At 37.4% G+C, this 17787-nt stretch carries 16 protein-coding genes, 1 pseudogene and 1 riboswitch; of the genes and pseudogenes, 5 read left to right on the top strand and 12 right to left on the bottom strand.

Features of this window, described 5'->3' with window-relative positions; translation table 11 throughout:
* Positions 1 to 176: 176 nt before the first annotated feature.
* Both RBQ60_RS05760 and RBQ60_RS05755 read right to left on the bottom strand, forming a co-directional pair.
* A complete protein-coding gene (locus RBQ60_RS05760) occupies positions 177 to 1400 on the bottom strand; it encodes a 6-phosphofructokinase (protein WP_307885623.1) in 1224 nt (407 codons plus the stop codon).
* A 193-nt stretch (positions 1401 to 1593) separates the two neighbouring features.
* A complete protein-coding gene (locus RBQ60_RS05755; RefSeq protein WP_307885622.1) occupies positions 1594 to 2931 on the bottom strand; it encodes an NCS2 family permease in 1338 nt (445 codons plus the stop codon).
* A 272-nt stretch (positions 2932 to 3203) separates the two neighbouring features.
* On the opposite strand from RBQ60_RS05755, the gene guaA reads away from it, so the two are divergent.
* Together guaA and RBQ60_RS05745 are read left to right on the top strand one after the other, a co-directional pair.
* Positions 3204 to 4742 (top strand): glutamine-hydrolyzing GMP synthase, encoded by a 1539-nt coding sequence (gene guaA / locus RBQ60_RS05750; RefSeq protein ID WP_307885621.1) that lies wholly within the window; start codon positions 3204 to 3206, stop codon positions 4740 to 4742.
* A gap of 516 nt (positions 4743 to 5258) precedes the next feature.
* Complete coding sequence (locus tag RBQ60_RS05745; protein ID WP_307885620.1) at positions 5259 to 5999, top strand: TRADD-N-associated membrane domain-containing protein; 741 nt, start codon at positions 5259 to 5261, stop codon at positions 5997 to 5999.
* 632 nt (positions 6000 to 6631) lie between these two features.
* On the opposite strand, the gene RBQ60_RS05740 is transcribed toward RBQ60_RS05745, so the two are convergent.
* Positions 6632 to 6814: a hypothetical protein gene (locus RBQ60_RS05740; RefSeq protein ID WP_307885619.1), complete on the bottom strand. Its 183-nt coding sequence runs from the start codon at positions 6812 to 6814 to the stop codon at positions 6632 to 6634.
* 125 nt (positions 6815 to 6939) lie between these two features.
* Here RBQ60_RS05740 and RBQ60_RS05735 point away from each other — a divergent pair, with 125 nt between their 5' ends.
* Positions 6940 to 7413, top strand: a complete 474-nt coding sequence (locus tag RBQ60_RS05735; protein WP_307885618.1) for an SLOG family protein — start codon at positions 6940 to 6942, stop codon at positions 7411 to 7413.
* Positions 7414 to 7586: 173 nt separating this feature from the next.
* Here the strand turns inward: RBQ60_RS05735 and RBQ60_RS05730 are convergent, their stop codons facing one another.
* Complete coding sequence (locus RBQ60_RS05730) at positions 7587 to 7757, bottom strand: hypothetical protein (protein ID WP_307885617.1); 171 nt, start codon at positions 7755 to 7757, stop codon at positions 7587 to 7589.
* A 111-nt stretch (positions 7758 to 7868) separates the two neighbouring features.
* Between RBQ60_RS05730 and RBQ60_RS05725 the strand changes: the two genes are divergently transcribed.
* Positions 7869 to 8042: a hypothetical protein gene (locus tag RBQ60_RS05725; RefSeq protein WP_307885616.1), complete on the top strand. Its 174-nt coding sequence runs from the start codon at positions 7869 to 7871 to the stop codon at positions 8040 to 8042.
* Positions 8043 to 8387: 345 nt separating this feature from the next.
* Here the strand turns inward: RBQ60_RS05725 and RBQ60_RS05720 are convergent, their stop codons facing one another.
* The 6 genes and pseudogenes from RBQ60_RS05720 to RBQ60_RS05695 all read right to left on the bottom strand — a co-directional run bounded on the left by RBQ60_RS05720 (position 8388) and on the right by RBQ60_RS05695 (position 13702).
* Positions 8388 to 9404, bottom strand: coding sequence for a copper amine oxidase N-terminal domain-containing protein (locus RBQ60_RS05720; RefSeq protein ID WP_307885615.1), 1017 nt, complete (start codon positions 9402 to 9404; stop codon positions 8388 to 8390).
* A 97-nt stretch (positions 9405 to 9501) separates the two neighbouring features.
* Positions 9502 to 9585: riboswitch (cyclic di-GMP riboswitch) on the bottom strand.
* 325 nt (positions 9586 to 9910) lie between these two features.
* Complete coding sequence (locus RBQ60_RS05715; protein ID WP_307885614.1) at positions 9911 to 11131, bottom strand: GH25 family lysozyme; 1221 nt, start codon at positions 11129 to 11131, stop codon at positions 9911 to 9913.
* Between the two features lie 789 nt (positions 11132 to 11920).
* Positions 11921 to 12382, bottom strand: a pseudogene (bcp, locus tag RBQ60_RS05710) (thioredoxin-dependent thiol peroxidase).
* 1 nt (position 12383) lies between these two features.
* A complete protein-coding gene (gene yaaA, locus RBQ60_RS05705; protein WP_307885613.1) occupies positions 12384 to 13133 on the bottom strand; it encodes a peroxide stress protein YaaA in 750 nt (249 codons plus the stop codon).
* 127 nt (positions 13134 to 13260) lie between these two features.
* Entirely contained in the window at positions 13261 to 13524 is a 264-nt protein-coding gene (locus tag RBQ60_RS05700) for a metallophosphoesterase family protein (protein ID WP_307885980.1), read from the bottom strand.
* A gap of 31 nt (positions 13525 to 13555) precedes the next feature.
* The gene (locus RBQ60_RS05695; protein ID WP_307885612.1) at positions 13556 to 13702 is read right to left on the bottom strand and encodes a hypothetical protein; all 147 of its coding nucleotides are present in this window, start codon (positions 13700 to 13702) and stop codon (positions 13556 to 13558) included.
* A 595-nt stretch (positions 13703 to 14297) separates the two neighbouring features.
* Here RBQ60_RS05695 and RBQ60_RS05690 point away from each other — a divergent pair.
* Positions 14298 to 16241 carry a thioredoxin domain-containing protein gene (locus RBQ60_RS05690; protein ID WP_307885611.1) on the top strand — a complete coding sequence of 648 codons (1944 nt, stop codon included), beginning with the start codon at positions 14298 to 14300 and terminating at the stop codon, positions 16239 to 16241.
* 179 nt (positions 16242 to 16420) lie between these two features.
* Here RBQ60_RS05690 and RBQ60_RS05685 read toward each other — a convergent pair whose 3' ends face one another.
* Entirely contained in the window at positions 16421 to 17038 is a 618-nt protein-coding gene (locus tag RBQ60_RS05685) for a LysE family translocator (protein WP_307885610.1), read from the bottom strand.
* The gene (locus tag RBQ60_RS05680) at positions 17035 to 17730 is read right to left on the bottom strand and encodes a hypothetical protein (RefSeq protein WP_307885609.1); all 696 of its coding nucleotides are present in this window, start codon (positions 17728 to 17730) and stop codon (positions 17035 to 17037) included. The genes RBQ60_RS05685 and RBQ60_RS05680 overlap by 4 nt, the downstream gene beginning before the upstream one ends.
* Positions 17731 to 17787: the final 57 nt, after the last annotated feature.

The raw sequence follows: 17787 nt of genomic DNA, 5'->3' as shown, positions 1-17787 counted from the left end.
AAGAATAACCTTGTAAGGCCTAGCAAAAGGGGCTAATTCAGTACTTTCAAATAATTTTTTTGTTTTTTTGCTTCTTTATTTCAGGCGAAAGAAGGTTACCTCCAATTTGTCCATCCTACATAAAATCCCTTATCACCTAACGAAAAGCAAAAACCATTGCTTTAAAATCGCTCATATTAATACAATCTCAAGTGAACTGGCACACCGTTTCGGTAAGTACAAGGCAATTCCCCTTGGATTAAGGGAAGTAAATAGTCAATCATTTCTTGGGTAACGTCGTTACCTTCTGAATTAATCCAATTCAATGGGACTTCCTTCACCTGATTCGCAATTTTTTCAATCTCCACAAAGTCAATCTCAAAACGATAGGGTTTTGTTGAAGTTCTTTTGATTGCCGCCATTTTTCCGGATTCCCCAGAAATAGCATGGTCTGCCGCCGCCATGCCAAGAAGCCTAGATTCATAAATATCCGCTTCACTTGCCACATGGGACGCACAACGTTGCATTAAATTAAGCTCTACACTTCTGACTTTGCAACCGATTTCTTCTCGAACGATTTCTTCCAAAAATCTTGCCGCCCCTGCCAAAATCTTATGTCCAAAGGCATCACAAGCTCTATCTTGCAGACTCTCTGTTATGTACTGCCCTTCTGCATTTTTAATGCCCTCGCTTACCGCAATGATGACAGCGTGTTTTTCTGCCAGCTTATCCCTGACATCCTGCAAAAACTTATCAACCGAAAAAGGTTTCTCGCAAAGATAAATTAAATCAGGGGCAGCATCTCCATTGATTCTACCTAGTGCGGAAGATGCCGTTAACCAACCTGCATCTCGTCCCATTACCTCTACAATCGTTACCGCAGGCAACGCATATACATTGCAATCACAAGCAATTTCTGAAAAAGTTGTGGCAATATATTTTGCCGCAGAGCCAAAACCAGGGCAGTGGTCTGTTTCCACCAAATCGTTATCAATGGTTTTGGGTGCTCCTATAATTGAAATGTCATCAAGTTTATTTAATCGGCAATAGGAAGCAAGTTTATGCACCGTATCCATAGAGTCATTTCCCCCAATATAAATAAAATAACCGATGTCATACTGCCTAAACAAAGCGATTATCTTTTCATATTCAAAAGTGCTTTCCTCCCAATGGGACAGTTTCATTCTGCATGAACCCAATGCAGAAGAAGGCGTCTGGCACAAAAGTTGTAACGACTTAGGATCAGAAAGCAAAGGATTCAGCTCAATGATTTTATCTGCTAAAATCCCCACTATTCCGTTTTGTGCCCCATAAACCTTGCCAATGTTTTTATCAGCCAATCCCTTCTCAACCACACCGCATAGCGTTGCGTTGATCGCCGCTGATGGCCCACCAGATTGGGCAACCAATAAGTTTTTCATGTTTATCCGCCTTTCTGTACCACTTTCTCTTAAAGCCCTACGGCCTATTATAGATGTATTTCCAGCAAGAAACAACACATTTTCATTCCTTTCGCCAATATATTAGCACTGTTACTGCCATTGGAAATATTACAATGAAAATCCGCAATATAAAAAAAGCCCATCATCGTAGTAACTATGATAGGCTTGTGTTTTATCCTGAAATCAGTTTGATAAAGAATAGTATACCGATGATTACAATAACAGGGTTTAGCTCTTTTGTTCTGCCGCTAAGCAGTTTCAGTAACACATAAGAAATTACACCAAAAACCAAACCTTCGGAAATACTATAAGCAATAACCATCATTAGGATTGTCATAAATGCAGGGAAACCTTCTGTATAGTCGCTAAAATCAATGTCTCTGATGTTTTCAACCATAAACAGTCCTACAACTACCAAAGCAGGTGTTGTTGCAAAAGAAGGGATTGTTGTCAAAATTGGGGAAAACAACAAAGCAACTAAGAACAACATGGCCGTTGTAAAGGCAGTCATACCTGTACGTCCACCGTCAGAAACACCAGAAGCACTTTCAACGAAGGTGGTTACAGTGGAAGTACCCAGTGCCGCACCACAAGTTGTTGCAACGGCATCTGCAAACAATGCACCTTTAATACGGGGGAGTTTTCCATCTTTATCGATAAATCCAGCCTTAGAGGAAACACCGATTAACGTCCCTAACGTATCAAATAAATCGACAAACAAGAAAGCAAAAATTACAGTAATGAAATCAAGGATTCTAATTCCTTCGAAACTCAACTTCATTGCAATGGGAGAGATACTTGGAGGTGCGGAAATAATGCCCTGAGGAATCAAGGAATACATTCCAGCCTCAACGTCTACTACATAAATTCCTGTGAGCTGACAAATAATACCCAGAACCCAAGTAATAATAATCCCTAAGAACAAAGCGCCCTTTACATTCTTTACAACCAAAACTAAAGTAATAATGATTCCAATTAAAGATAGAGCTACGGAAACACTTTTGATTTCCCCTAGTGCTACGCAAACAACGGGGTCTGCAATAATTACACCAGAGTTTTGAAGGCCAATGAAAGCAATGAACATACCAATACCCACACTGGTTGCTTTTTTCATATTCGTAGGGATTGCATTAAAAATTGCTTCTCTTACGTTTACAGCAGAAAGTAGAATAAAAATTAGTCCCTCTACAAATACTGCTGCCAAAGCAACCTCCCAACCGTAACCATACTGACCACAAACGGTATAGGCAAAATACGCATTCAGCCCCATACCGGGAGCCAAGGCAAAAGGATAGTTGGCAAAAAACGCCATACACAATGTTCCCAAAGCAGATGCGATACAAGTTGCTGTTAAAAGAGCGCCTGAATCCATCCCTGTTGTGCTTAAGATGCTAGGGTTAACTACAAGAATATACGCCATTGTCATGAAAGTAGTTAAACCGGCTAAAATTTCAGTTTTCATTGTTGTATTGTTTTGTTTTAATTTAAAACATTTTTCGAAAAAACCCATGTTTTCCCTCCTTAGTAATCTATAAATAAGTAAATATAATGAAAATAAAGACAACGACTTTAAGATGATAGCAAAGTAAAGGCAACCTGTCAACGGGTTCATAGCTGTAAATGCTGCAAAGATTTAAGAAAAAAAGGCTTATTTCATGGCTTTTTTCTCTTGTCAAGATTTGTGGGCTATGCTAATATAAAAAAAGAACGTGTCGTCGGAGTCTTTCGACGGCTTTTCTTTTCAAAAGAACGGATTGTAATAAAATTTTATGGAGGTTAATGATGAACCACGAAATGATTATCGTATTAGACTTTGGCGGCCAATATAATCAGCTGATTGCACGCCGTATCAGAGAGCATCATGTATATTGTGAAATCATGCCTTGGAATAAGCCAATTGAAGAAATTAAGGCAAAAAATCCTAAAGGTATCATTTTCACTGGTGGGCCCAACAGTGTGTATGATGAAAAATCTCCCCACTGTAATCCCGAAATTTTTGAATTGGGTGTTCCTGTTTTAGGTATTTGCTATGGTTGCCAGTTAATGGCATACACTTTGGGCGGCAAAGTTGGCAATGCCCATGAAAAAAGTGAATATGGCAAAACAGAAGTTACTTTTGATACCAGTAGCAAGCTTCTCAAAGGTATTGATGAAAAAGAAATCTGCTGGATGAGCCATACAGATTTTGTAACAGAGTTGCCCGAAGGCTTCCGGGTTGTAGGTACGAGCCCTACTTGCCCTGCAGCGGCAATTGAATGCCCTGATAAAGGCTTTTATGGTGTTCAATTCCACCCAGAAGTAAACCATACTCCACGTGGCACTGATATGATTCGTAACTTCTTATATGAAGTTTGTGGATGTAGCGGCGATTGGACGATGTCCAACTATATTGAAGACCAGATTAAAAGAATCCGTGAACAAGTTGGTGATGGCAAAGCCCTTTGCGCTCTTTCCGGCGGCGTTGATTCCAGCGTTGTTGCAGCTTTGGTTTCTAAGGCAATTGGCAAACAACTGACTTGTGTTTTTGTTGACCACGGCTTAATGCGTAAAAACGAAGGCGATGAGGTAGAAGCTGCTTTTGATGGTTTCTTTGATTCTCACTTCGTTCGTTCCAACGCACAGGAGCGTTTCTTAAATAAATTGAAGGGCGTTACAGAACCTGAAGCAAAGAGAAAAGCCATTGGCGAAGAATTCATCCGTGTATTTGAAGATGAGGCGAAAAAAATCGGCAAAGTTCAGTACTTGGTTCAGGGCACGATTTACCCCGACGTGATTGAAAGTGGTTTAGGTGATTCCGCTGTAATCAAATCTCACCACAATGTAGGGGGTTTACCTTCCGTTGTTGATTTTGAAGAATTGATTGAGCCTTTGCGTTTACTATTCAAAGATGAAGTGCGTCAGATGGGTATTGAGCTTGGCTTACCCGAAAACTTGGTATGGCGTCAGCCCTTCCCTGGCCCTGGTTTAGGCATTCGTGTTATTGGCGAAGTAACGGAAGACAAGCTGGCAATTTTAAGAGAAGCTGATGCGATTTTCAGAGATGAAATAGCAAAGGCAGGCTTAGACCGTAGCATAAACCAGTACTTTGCTGTGATTACTGACGTTCGTTCCGTAGGTGTTATGGGCGACTTCAGAACCTATGATTATACTGTTGCCCTTCGTGGTGTTACAACGACCGACTTTATGACCGCTGACTGGGCACGTATTCCTTATGATGTTTTGGATCGTGTAAGCGTTCGCATTGTAAACGAAGTAAAACATATTAATCGTATTGTGTATGATATAACTTCCAAACCCCCTGCAACGATTGAGTGGGAATAAAAAACAAAATGCCTTGGAGTGCTGTTTTTACAGCATTTCCAAGGCTCTTTTTTATCAATTCGTACTATAAACGTACTATTCATGTAAATTATATAAATTTTGAAGTTTTTCGGCTAAGTCTTTTTGCGTTCAGACAATAACAGCGGAGAATATCCAAGTTCAATTAATAACGAAGCGTGAGAATGCCTTAAATCATGCACCCTAATTTTAAATCAAATATTTAATTATTTTACAATCTGTAAATTAAGCCACTGACTTATATTTTACATATTGTTATAATGGAATAAATGAAAGGGTCGTTTTTATACACATAATCGTTTAAAGCCCACTTTCAAACAAAAGCGCCCTATTTTACAATAACCGCTTATATTTAACTAAATTATCTTATCATTTAGATATACGTTTACCTTGTGAATTATCAACCCTTGTGATACACTTATCGTATATTAACTATTGTTTGTTTTTGTAGGATATATTTTCAATTACAGCATTATTACAACGAAAAGGATATAAACTATGGGGGAAAAACAAAAAATTAATGACAGCAGTAAAACTGAGCAGAAAGTGCAAAAAAAGTCACAAAAAGATATAAATGGAGTTATAGGCGGTATTGTAGTTTGTGTGCTCTTAGTATTCTTTACATATCAAATTTATGTTAATTTTTTTGAATTTCCGATTGGACAGATACTGGTATATATTACGGGATTTTTTACATTTATCTGTTTTATGGTATCGGTAAGCTGTTTCTTTGATTTCAAAGAGTCAAAAAAAATAGAGAAATTAGCTGAAGATACACTTAGAGAGGAAAAAGAATTTTCTGAAATAGATCCTGAAAAGAGGGTTTTAAGAGCAGAAAAAATGTTTAGAATGAATCAGAAAGAACTAATGAGATATTACGATATGAACTTAGCTCAAACAAAATTTCTTTCTGGACTTGGCATCACAATGATTATATTTGGTATATTAATAGTGTCCACTAGTTTATATATGTATATGTCTATGGATGCAGATAAAGTCCTTCTATTTGTGGGCAGCCTGAGTGGTATTATTGTGGATTTTATAGGAACTATTTTTATAAAGATGTATACTGAAAATATCGAAGCAGCGGTTAAGTTTCATTCAAAATTAGCAGAAAGTAATAACCTTTTACTAGCAAATTCAATTGCAAATAAAATTGAGAATGAAAAGATAAGAGAGGATACTTTATCAGAAATATCCAAAAATATTATTTGGGCTAAGAAAAACTCAGCAGAATAGTGAATCATTTTGCCTTTAGAGTGAAAAATCTGGATAAATTGCTCGTCTGTTATATATTATTGCGTACTATAAAACGTACTAAAAACCCTCCCCCTATTTTGACCGATAAATAATACCGTTTTATAAACGATTTTGAGCCAATAGAATGAAAATAATTGAATTTAAATTGAGTTGGAATAAGTAGAGTAAATGGCTGTAAAAAAGTGGCTTAAAATCAAGGTTTTTAGTGCTTTTAATGGTCTATGATACTGCTATGATACTAAAAATTATTTTGAGCGATAATTTTAGGTGTCGCCATCAATGAAAAGAAACAGAGAAAAACCCTCTCGTTTCGCTAAGTTTTATAACTTAGTGGAACGGGAGGGTTTTTCTCTATATGTAATATGTAGCTAAAACAATCTTCTTAGTTTCAGATGTTAGTTTCTGAGTTTCGCTCATTTCATTTAACAGTCGTCCCCATGCACTCCAGTAATTTAATCTCAGAAATGTTGCCTGTAGCTTTTTTACTAAGTATTAATAGGTTTAAATAACTCCATTCAGTGTATGTTTCACCGCAATAACTACAACAAATTGTATTGGCATTCATTTCAAGCAACTCAAGAACATGTGAGGCTCGCCTTTAGCGGGGAGCCTCATTTTCCTGTTTTATGGGGAGGTTCAATTGTACCATGCTTCTCTTCAAATTCTCTGATGCAATTATTTATAAGATACATTATCTGTCCACTGGCAGAACGGTCTTCATATTTTGAAACATAGTGGAATTTCTGTAGAATATCTTCATCAATTCTGATGCTTATGTGTTTGTTTTTCTTCAAAGCACTCATCCTCTCATTACTTAAATATGCACTTAATATACCTTTATTTTAAGTGAAGTATGTGCTATTATTCTTATAATGCACTAATAGTTAGTGCGTTATATTTCTGAAAGGTGTTGAGCATTATGGAAAAATCAAGAACTTGCTGTTTTACAGGGGATCACAGATTGCCGAAGGATAGAATTGAGCAAATTGTAATACGACTCAATAAAGAGGTAGATAACCTCATTAGTCAAGGAGTAACGGATTTTATATCAGGTGGTGCGCTGGGATTTGATATGATAGCAGCTTCGCTGATTATATCGAAAAAAGAAATGGGGAATAATGTACGGCTGATATTTGTACTGCCATGCAGAGAGCAGGATAAGCTTTGGAGTGTGGATGAAAAAAAGCTGTATCAAAGTTTGCTTGGTGAAGCAGATGAGATTATTTATGTTTCGAAAGAGTATTATGATGGCTGCATGAGAAAGCGCAATCAATATATGGTGGATAGGTCGGCTTATTGTATTTGTGCGTCGATATATCCCACAGGCGGCACAGCACAGACGGTTAGGTTTGCTAGGCAAAAATGTATTAGGGTTTTTGAAATTGCAAGGTGAAATAAATATGTACAGCTGTATTTAAAGACGGCTGTACATACGAAAGCCTTTGTAAATTCAGGGTTTTGGGGTCTTTTTATCTCTGTGAGTGCAAAACGAGAGTACAAGATTTAAATTCGCTACAATATCAATAGAAAATAAGAGCAACTGATCTAAATTAATCAGTTAGGCTCTTATTTTGGTTGTGAGTACATATCATTCTTTTGATGATAATTTATGTCACTTGAAGATTCGTCTTGTGCTATGTACATTTCCTCTGCCTGTTGCTGAATTTCCTGTAAGCTCTCAATGGTATCTGTAATCTTGTTAAACAATAAAAAGTATATTTCTTTATAATTCTTCATTTTATTCACCTCGCTAGTATTATATCATTTTACACTAATAATAACAAGTGCAAATACAGCGTGTATATAGTAAGTAGTTTTAGCACTATACTATATATATGAGGTGATATAATGTTTGAAATAAAGAAAACTGAATTTGTAAATAAAACGTTCAGACTAGAAAAAGCACTAGTTGAAAGATTATCAGAATGTTCAGCCGAACATAATATTTCGGTTAATTCTTTAGTTGCCCAGTGTTGTGAATACGCATTAAACCATATGAAACTAGAAGAAAAAAATGTATAAGAACAAAAATGAAGATGGTTCCTTAAACCTCTGTGGTAATAAAATTTGAGAATTAAGACAAGCCTTAACCCCTACTGTCTCACAGAGAATGTTAGCGGATCAGCTTCAACTAATTGGCATAGACTTAGATAAGAATGCCATTCAGAAGATAGAAAGTGGCAATCGATTTGTAACAGACATTGAAATCGTAGCTATTGCTAAAATCTTTCATATTACAACTGACGAGTTATTAAAATAGGACTGATGAAGATTACCTCATCAGTCCTATTTTTTAATACCAGTAAATTTTTTTGTTCAAACCCAGTAGGCTTGGTATTCCCAAAACTTCTTCATTTGGTACTATTGTTATTCCTCAATAGTTGTTCCCTCAGCAGGTGTTTCTGCACTAGTATCACCAGTTGTTTCCGTATTATCACTAATATCAATTAGATCATTTTCACTATCCCATTCAGTATTAAGGCCTAATGCTTCGGCTAAAAAACGAAGGGGTACATATGTCTTGCCACAAGTTTTAGTAGCTGGAACTCCTATTTCAATCGTCTCACCGTTTACCGTACCCGTTGTGCTATTTGCAGTAATTTGAACTACTGTATCACCATTCGTTATTGTAACAGTCTGTGTCTCCGCATTCCAAGACACTTCTCCGCCCAACTCTTCTGATATAGCTCTAAATGGCACTAATGTCACCCCATTTTTGATATATGCAGGCGCGTCAAATTTAATGAGGTTATTATTTATCGTTACACTGCCAGCTGATAAAACTTCTGCATCTGCATACATCTGAGAAATCAAATCTTTTGCACTGGTAAATTCGGCAAGCTCCTCATCAGTATACATAGTTTTCACTACCATATAACGTTCATTGATCGTTTCTTTAATTTGAGCCTGAACACCCTGAATCTGCTCATTCAATGCATTTATACTATCCAACATTGATGCAGCGCCTGCTTCATCCCCTGATGCAAGCATATTCTCATACTGCAATTGAAGATCTTCTAACTGTTGATTTAAAGAACTCTTTTCTTTCTGTAACGCTTTCTTTTGCTCATTCAGTTCATCTTTGAACACCTTTTTGTTTGCTTGACCATCTGTTTTTGTTTTCTGGTCTGCATTTCCACTTAAATCCATACTACCGTCCGTAGATGCTTGTGATGATTCATTCCCTTTTGCTTCATTACCCTTTGTTTCATTACCTTTTGTTTCATTACCCTTTGTTTCATTACCCTTTGTTTCATTACCTTTTGTTTCTTTTTCTGAAGAAGAAACATTGGAGTTCCCATTACCTGGCTTAGCTGCAACTGGTGTAACCGTTACTGTCAACGCCAAAGTAAACGCAAAAAATAGTGTTAATCCTTTTTTCATTTTGTTTGCACTTCCCTTCTGTAATTAAAAAGTAAATATAAAGTAAATAAAAAAACTGCATGCCAAAATCGACACGCAGTAATTAACTCGTGATCTCTTCGGCAACCGGCTATCATGGCAGAAGTGCTTTAGACCCGTGGCTTTGCGTCCTTGGCTTTTGCCAAGTTTGCTATTATCTGAGATTTCTTTTTTTGAAATTATACCAAATGTTAACATAATGTGTCAATATTTTCAGAAAAAATATATTCAACTTATAGACTCTAGTAAAGAGAACTATCAAATACAAAATTATCCAATTGTGAAGTTTAAGTACAAGAAGAAATACTCAGTATTTGAATGGTTTTATCCTACCCCTACCTACTCCAACAATAATTGAAGCTGGCCTATACATTGTATCACGAACATAATGCTTAAGAAACTTCAAGAACGAAAAAAGAGTAAAAACCTCGGACTTCAGGTCGATTTTCCGAGGTTTTACTCCCTAACTTGGCTCTAAACCACTACCCTCAAATCTTATACTCAGCTATAAACCGATCTACCATAACTGCCATCTGGGCACGACTTACAATTTCTTTTGGTGATAATGTTTTGACCGATGTGCCCTTCACAATGCCCCGATCAACAGCCCACTTTAACGCTTCCTCAGCCCATTTTTCGACATCCTTGGCATCTTCAAAATTCGAAAACCCTAAATTACCTTCAAGGGTCACGTCGTAGCCCTTAAATTTTGCATATCGATATAATAATGTACACATTTCTTCCCTTGTGGCACCCTTTTCTGGATAAAAATTATCTTTATACCCCATTGCAATTTTATTTTCTTCCGCCCAAAGAACGCTTTCGCTATACCATTTCCCTGAGGTTACATCTTTAAAATCAGTGCTTCCCATAGCAGGGGGCCGCCCCTCCAAGCGATATAAGAGGGTAACCGCCATCGTTCGATGGGCTTTCTCTTTTCCTCCGAACTGCGAAGTGCTTATCCCCGCAACCAACCCCTTATTAAACTGTCCTAATACGGCCTTATAAAACCAATCATCGGAATGCATATCTTTAAAAGGTTTATCCAAAAAAACATCCTCCGTAAAGTAATCTAAATCAACATTTCCAGAGATACCTGAGACCTCACCTTTTGAGGAATATTGATAGCCAACCCATTGTTGCCAAATGCCTGTTTCAGGACTAACTCCCCCATTATAACTTGCCACCCACAAAGGATACCTTGTTAAGGTGTCTTCCCAAAGGGATGTTGTTCTATATGAACTAGAATAAAATAAAGGGGTAGTATTTGTGCGCTCTGCTAACGTCTCAATAAATGCAATGGCAATCTCATTGGTTTCCTCCTTCGTGAAACCACTGAACTGCTCAAAATCAACTGCTGGCAAACAATCATAGGTATAGTCATCGATTAAGCTTGCAAAATACCTTGCTTGTTTTTTTGCTTCGTCTACAGTTAAAGCCGTCACATAAAAATAAAAGCCGATATTTAAATCTGCTTTTTTTGCGGACACGGCATACCCTCTAAAATTCTTATCCTCTGAAGTACCATAGCCCGCTCGAATATAAACAATATCCTTGCCCCCTTCTTTCACCTTGGTAAAATCAATGTCCCCCTGCCAAACGCTTACATCAACCCCCTGAAATTTTTCCTCTGCTGCATAAACAGGGAAAGGGGTAAACACTTGAGAAACCGCAAATAAAAAAGTAAACAAGCCCGCACCAATCTTCATGGAACTCACCCATACTTTCTTTGAGAATATAATACACTATATGGAGTGGGACACGCTTTGGTGCTGCGGGACAATTAATTTCTTGCCATGAGCTTCTTTTTCTTTATGTATACTTCTAGTATTAGTCTTTTACTTATATAAAAGCCTATCTCTATCTGGGCTTTTCCTAACTTCCATAGAAAACTGAAAGAAATATTCGCTTTGGGTCAGTTGAACATTTCATCTCCTTTTATGACTTCCACCAAAAAGTAATGCCTTTTCTTTATGAATAAAAAAAATGCCTTTTCGAGGCATCTCCCACTGACGTTTTTGTCCATCGCTTACAAAAACCTAGTTTCTTAGAGATTGCCCCGAAAGGGCTAAAAGGAGTTTTCTTATAGGCTTTATTATAGTGTTTTCTCTGCTTTGAAAATTCAACCCAATATGACGCGGAAACCTCAAGTTAACTGAAACCACTCTCTTGCGCTTTGACTCTGACTTCCCATCCTTTCTTTTGTACTTACTTTATAATATGTTTGTCCTTGGGTAAGTGTTCGTACTTGTCCTCCCATAATTATAAATTTTTTTCCCCTTCGTTACCATGCGTAATATTAGAAACTCCCACACAATAATTTCCCCTAACATTTCCAAGGATTTTCCACTAATCTAGCGGTATTCTATGCACGAATCCTATTTCACTTAGGTTAAATAGCTAACCTTATTCGTAACAGCTTTTGCCTCCTTAGATTAAATAAAAAACACTGCTTTTCAACAATGTTGAGTAAAATATGCAGTGTCTTTTTCCTATTATTAATTACTTTGCAAATATTCCAAAATTTCCGAAGCATTTGTATCAGGTTTTACCTTGGGCATTACCTTTTCTATCATCCCCTGCTCGTCTATAATGTAAGTAGCACGAACGACACCCATCCCCACTTTTCCATAGAGCTTCTTCTCTTTCCATACATCATAAGCCTGAATGGCAATCAAATCTGGATCAGACAATAAAATAAAGGGTAACTAATGCTTTTGGGCAAACTTTTCATGGGATGCCACACTGTCTTTGCTAATGCCGATTACTACAACATCCTCTTTTTGTAAAGCATCATAGTTTTTTGCAAAAGCACAAGCCTGACGGGTACAGCCAGGTGTATTATCCCTTGGATAAAAATAAAGAGCTACTTTTTTCCCTCGAAAATCTGACAATGAAACAGAATCTCCATTTTTATCCTGAAGGGTAAACTCAGGTGCCTTTGTATTTGCTTCTAACATATTATTTGCCTCCTTTGATAAAAATAAGTTTGTTTTCCGCAGAATGTTCCACTGAATAAGTATAGCCAAGGCGATTGAATTTTTTTATTCCATCTAAATATGTAATTTTATTTTCCACCAAATAACGAACCATTTCCCCTCGTGCCATTTTGCACATTGTTCCCTTTTCAACTACCTTCCCCTCTTTTTCCTCTCCAAAGGTACAGGTGAAAACTTGAGTATCTTTCGCCAAATGAGGGGTTATTGCCTTGCTATACTCTTTGGAAGCCAAGTTCAGAATGAAATCTGTTTCCATTGACAACTGCTTTGCCAGCCTATCATTCCAAAAAGCATATAAATGCTTTTTATCTCCTATGGAAAGCTTAGCCTGCATTTCCAAGCGATAAGGAACAATGCCATCCAAGGGGCGGAGTATACCATAAAAACCAGAAAGAATTCTTAGATGTTCTTGCAGAAAGGCTAACTCTTCTTCCTCAAATACCCCAGGGGCCATATATTGATATTGTATCCCCTCGTAGGATAAAATTGCTGGAGATAAGTTTTTCCCCAAATCCATTTCTTTCAAACGAGTTATATTTAGCTTTGCAATCCCATCACTACATTTCCATAGGGTTTGTAACTCCCCATGAGATTTTCCTTGCAAGCAAGTTTTTATAATTTCTGCTTCCTGTATAAATTGTGGTAACTCTTGATAAGCTAAGGTACCGTTATCGATATTCATCTTCTTTGCTGGCGATATTATCATTCTCATTTCTTTGCCTCTTTTTCTTTATATTCAAGCAATCATTACTTTTCCTAACCCGCAGTCATATTTCATAGGTTGAATAATCCAATACCATTTCATCGGCAGTTTAATAAATGAATGGCTTGCCCATGAATCACAAACCAGAAGGAATGATAACTACTTTTTCGTGGTGATACCTACCCCCATCCACTATCATGCGACACATGCTGATTTCCAAATCAAAGCGGCGTTTGCCGCAACTTCCAGGGTTCAAAAAAAGTATGCCATCTAACATTTTCGACTCAAATTTATGGGAATGACCATATACCACCACATCAATATCTGTTAAGTCTTTTGGGATATCCTTCTTATTATGAACAATCAAAAAACGTACACCTTCTATGGTTATTCTTAAAATTTCCGGTAAATAGGCTGCCCACTCCTTGTCGTTATTGCCCCGAACAATATAGCTGTTTCACAAGGACAGCCGTATTCATGTCCCCACCATGAATAATGATGTCAGAGGATGCTAATTCATCCTTTACCTGATCTCGCAATAAACCATGGGTATCTGCTATGATAGAAATTTTTTTCATCTTAATCTCATCCCTAAATTTGTACTTAATTATTACGAACAGTTTATCTATACACAAATGGCTATATGTATATACCTTTGCCTTGTTAACCCATCGTAAATATGCTACATCCTCCCCAAAGAAGAGGAGGCTTACTCCAAACCGTTACGTCCTTATTGTACTCAAAATTATTCTTTGCGTCCAGATAAACCTACGCTTGAACCCGAATATACCCTAAAGTGTTAAGAATATCACTGAAAACAGTAACATCCCCCCACAATTCATCTCCTTTACCTAGCTTTTGCCCTTGGGACAGTTGGTTTTCTAGAAATTCTCTATTCCTAATTTATCTCTATGGAGTTTTTCAGCTTGAAAAAGCAAAAACTTCTTCTTATTTTTTGCTAGAACTGGAAACAACTTTGTTGTATCATAGCAATAAGCAACGTAACTGGGCACACATTTGCACTGTTATCGAAAAACTTATGTCATGGGGAAGCTTGGTAACCTGCAAACAAAAGATTATATGTCATCATATGAATAGTATTATTAAGCAGCGAAATAATATGCTCTAGATAGATATACTGAATTCTGAAGATACAAAAACGAGGTGATTTACATGAGCAATCATTTAAAAAACGAAACCAGTCCCTATCTCTTACAACACATGGAAAATCCTGTGAATTGGTATCCTTGGTGTGAAGAGGCCTTTCAACAAGCCAAAGCTGAGGATAAGCCAGTCTTTTTAAGCATCGGCTACAGCACCTGCCACTGGTGCCATGTTATGGCCCATGAAAGCTTTGAGGACAAAGAAGTTGCGGAAATTCTAAATAAAAATTTCATTTCCATTAAAGTGGATAAGGAAGAACGACCAGATATTGATAGTATCTATATGTCTGTTTGTCAGGCTTTTACAGGAAGAGGCGGGTGGCCAACAAGTATTTTTATGACTCCTGAGCAAAAGCCTTTTTTTGCTGGCACATACTTTCCCAAGGAAACAAGATATGGCATGATGGGCTTTAAAGAGCTACTGACTGTAATTCATGACAAATGGATCAGAAATCGCCATGAGTTACTTCACTCCGCCGAGGCTATTGTGACTGCTTTAAATAGAAAAAGCAGTTCTCAGGCTGAAACCGATTTGAATCTAATTCAATCAGCAGCAGAACAATATAAACAAAGTTATGATAAAAAGTTCGGAGGATTTGGACAAGCGCCAAAGTTCCCAGCCCCTCATAATTTGCTATTTCTTCTAAAGCATCACGAAAAAAGTGGAGACAAGCACTCTTTAGAAATGGTAGAACACACCCTAACACAATTGTATAAAGGTGGAATATTTGATCATATTGGGTATGGTTTTAGCAGGTATTCAACAGATCAATATTTCTTAGTTCCTCACTTTGAAAAAATGCTTTATGATAACGCTTTATTAATCCTCACTTATTGCAAAACATATTGGATAACCAAAAATCCTTTTTACCGTGAAGTTGCCGAAAAAACAGCAAAGTATATTCTTCGTGAAATGACCTCAGAAGAAGGCGGATTTTACAGTGCGCAAGATGCTGACAGCGACGGCGAGGAAGGAAAATATTATGTTTTTAAACCTTCGGAAATAATTTCTCTTCTTGGAATGAAAACAGGCAATGCCTTCAACCAATACTATTCCATTACGGATAAGGGTAACTTTGAGGGAAAAAGTATTCCTAACCTTTTGCATACCCCTAGTATTTCAAATGAGTTTGACTCGTACCTAGCGGAAATTTATGAGTATCGCTTAAAAAGGAACAAGCTTCACTTAGACGACAAGATACTCACTTCATGGAACTCTCTCATGATTGCTGCTATGTGCTGGTTATATCGCATCAGCAAAAAAGATGAATACCTAAATGCCGCCAAAAAAGCACAGCAGTTTATTGAGGAAAAATTAAGTCAAAATGGAGTTCTATCCGTTAGTTATCGTGATGGCAAACGAAGTCAAAATGCTTTCTTAGATGATTATGCAAATAATACCTTCGCCCTTTTGGCGTTATATGATGCAACCCTTGATGGCAATTACCTTGAAAAGGCTAGGAAACTATTGAAGAAAGCCATCTCTGACTTTTATGATGAAACCGAGGGAGGTTTCTATCTATATGGTAAGGATAATGAAACGTTAATCATGCGCCCAAAGGAAAGCTATGACGGAGCAATGCCCAGCGGCAATTCTGTGATGGCTTACAATCTGGTAAGGATATCACAGCTTACTTCTGATGGAGAACTGGACGCAATCCTAAAGGAACAGTTGGACTTTATGTATGGCGAGGCAGAGCCTTATCCCACTGGATTTTCTATGTATTTGACTGCTCTTTTCGAGTATTTTGAGCCTGGACAGATGATTACCGTCGTGCCAAAAAACCAAGGGGACATCAAAGAATTGCCTTTTGTTGTATCCCCCGATAGTATCATCAAGGTAATCAACAGCCCTACTGATGAGCACAAGATAATGCATGATAAAACCACCTACTATGTTTGCGCTAATCATAGTTGTATGCCACCAGTAAACGATTTAAATGAATTTTTATGATGGGAAATAGAAAAATGTTACTTTTAAAATTACAAAGCAAGATTTCATTCCGTGGAACCCTTGATTCTCCTATTTTTACCTAAAATAATAATGAATGCCCAAAAAAAGATGTTGTAGGTATTACCCATGACATCTTTTTTTGAGAATCGTTTTGTATACTTGAAAATTTCCAAAATACCTTAGAACGATAAGGGGCTTAAGGCAAGTTTAAAGGCGAAAATAACAAAGGCAACTCCAAATGTTTTTTGCAGTATAGAGAATCTCCCAGGAGAAATGAGTAACCATTTCATTGCACCTGCCAATATACCATATCCGATGAAAACCACAAGAGTTAGGATTATAAATATTCCCCCCAAAAGGAAACTTTGAAACACAAAGGCATCTTCCGTAGAACTTACATATTGGGGCAAAAAAGAAAAGAAGAATAAGGTTATTTTGGGGTTTAGTAAGCTTATCAGCACCCCTCGCCTAACGATGGAACTGGAACTATCCTCCCCTTGGGAATTTTCCAAATCTAATTGTACCTCTGAACGTATCATTCCTGCGCCAAGATACAGAAAATATAATGCTCCTACTATTTTAATTGCAGTAAAAATTCCCTGACTCATGTTTAAAATAAAGGATGATAAAACAATGCTCATAAACAGATGGGGAATGATACCCAATGTACAACCTATGGTAGCTAATATGCTTGCTTTTTTGCCCTTAGATACTCCAACGGAAATGGTATATAGTACGCCTGCCCCCGGAATTAGGACAATGATCAGGGATGTAATAAAAAAATCATAGGTACTCATGGCTTTTCACCAGCCTTTGGGGATACGCTGAAGGTTCTCATTTCTAACAATATGGAGTCGGGTGCAAAAACCTTCACATAATTGTATAGTGTTTGAAGACCCTCTTCCACGTATGTTTCCCTCAAACCTGGCACGCCGTCAATTAAAAAAAGGACCTCCCCAGTTTTGGGAGTGATACGGCTCCTTTCATCTTGACCATAGATAATACTTAAATGAAAGTCCTTCTCATCCTTTAGGCAAATATCATTTGGTTTTAGTTCCACCCTTCGATTTCCTGAGCCAAAAAAAGTTTCTCCCCCTTGGCACATCTGTATCGTCAGAGGCAAAGGGCACTTTTTCAAATCATGACCAGCAATCAATAATGATGTCTTCAACTCCGCTAAGAACAAGGCTTGTATGAGCGGTGTTGTATGGGGAAAATCCTTTCCTCTTAGTATGGATTCTAATTGAGGTAGAACGTGATACGTCTTCTTAAACTTTTTATAATACTGGACATAGGGCTTTACGACTTCGTTTGTTTCACAGAAAGCCTTTCTTTCATACTCTGAATGGGCTTTTCGTATGCTCTGCAATTCCTCCTCAATTTTCTTTTGAAACGCTTCTTCCCGCTGCTCACCAGTAATCTTCATAGCAAGGATACCAAACACTGTACCTTCATAGTACTCCTTCATATTTGGGTGTATTTTGATCATATCGTCCTCCTTAAATTTACACTGATTCTATCTTGTGATATAATTCTATCACTAGAA

The organism is Anaerotignum sp. MB30-C6 (assembly GCF_030908465.1).
GTDB lineage: Bacteria > Bacillota > Clostridia > Lachnospirales > Anaerotignaceae > Chakrabartyella.
This window is presented reverse-complemented; position numbering and strand designations above follow the sequence as displayed.

What these genes read in the sequence shown, in the direction of transcription:
- RBQ60_RS05760 (WP_307885623.1), bottom strand. Translation starts at nt 1,400, where the DNA reads ATGAAAAACTTATTGGTTGCCCAATCTGGTGGGCCATCAGCGGCGATC.
- RBQ60_RS05755 (WP_307885622.1), bottom strand. Translation starts at nt 2,931, where the DNA reads ATGGGTTTTTTCGAAAAATGTTTTAAATTAAAACAAAACAATACAACA.
- guaA (WP_307885621.1), top strand. Translation starts at nt 3,204, where the DNA reads ATGAACCACGAAATGATTATCGTATTAGACTTTGGCGGCCAATATAAT.
- RBQ60_RS05745 (WP_307885620.1), top strand. Translation starts at nt 5,259, where the DNA reads ATGGGGGAAAAACAAAAAATTAATGACAGCAGTAAAACTGAGCAGAAA.
- RBQ60_RS05735 (WP_307885618.1), top strand. Translation starts at nt 6,940, where the DNA reads ATGGAAAAATCAAGAACTTGCTGTTTTACAGGGGATCACAGATTGCCG.
- RBQ60_RS05730 (WP_307885617.1), bottom strand. Translation starts at nt 7,757, where the DNA reads ATGAAGAATTATAAAGAAATATACTTTTTATTGTTTAACAAGATTACA.
- RBQ60_RS05725 (WP_307885616.1), top strand. Translation starts at nt 7,869, where the DNA reads ATGTTTGAAATAAAGAAAACTGAATTTGTAAATAAAACGTTCAGACTA.
- RBQ60_RS05720 (WP_307885615.1), bottom strand. Translation starts at nt 9,404, where the DNA reads ATGAAAAAAGGATTAACACTATTTTTTGCGTTTACTTTGGCGTTGACA.
- RBQ60_RS05715 (WP_307885614.1), bottom strand. Translation starts at nt 11,131, where the DNA reads ATGAAGATTGGTGCGGGCTTGTTTACTTTTTTATTTGCGGTTTCTCAA.
- yaaA (WP_307885613.1), bottom strand. Translation starts at nt 13,133, where the DNA reads ATGAGAATGATAATATCGCCAGCAAAGAAGATGAATATCGATAACGGT.
- RBQ60_RS05695 (WP_307885612.1), bottom strand. Translation starts at nt 13,702, where the DNA reads ATGAAAAAAATTTCTATCATAGCAGATACCCATGGTTTATTGCGAGAT.
- RBQ60_RS05690 (WP_307885611.1), top strand. Translation starts at nt 14,298, where the DNA reads ATGAGCAATCATTTAAAAAACGAAACCAGTCCCTATCTCTTACAACAC.
- RBQ60_RS05685 (WP_307885610.1), bottom strand. Translation starts at nt 17,038, where the DNA reads ATGAGTACCTATGATTTTTTTATTACATCCCTGATCATTGTCCTAATT.
- RBQ60_RS05680 (WP_307885609.1), bottom strand. Translation starts at nt 17,730, where the DNA reads ATGATCAAAATACACCCAAATATGAAGGAGTACTATGAAGGTACAGTG.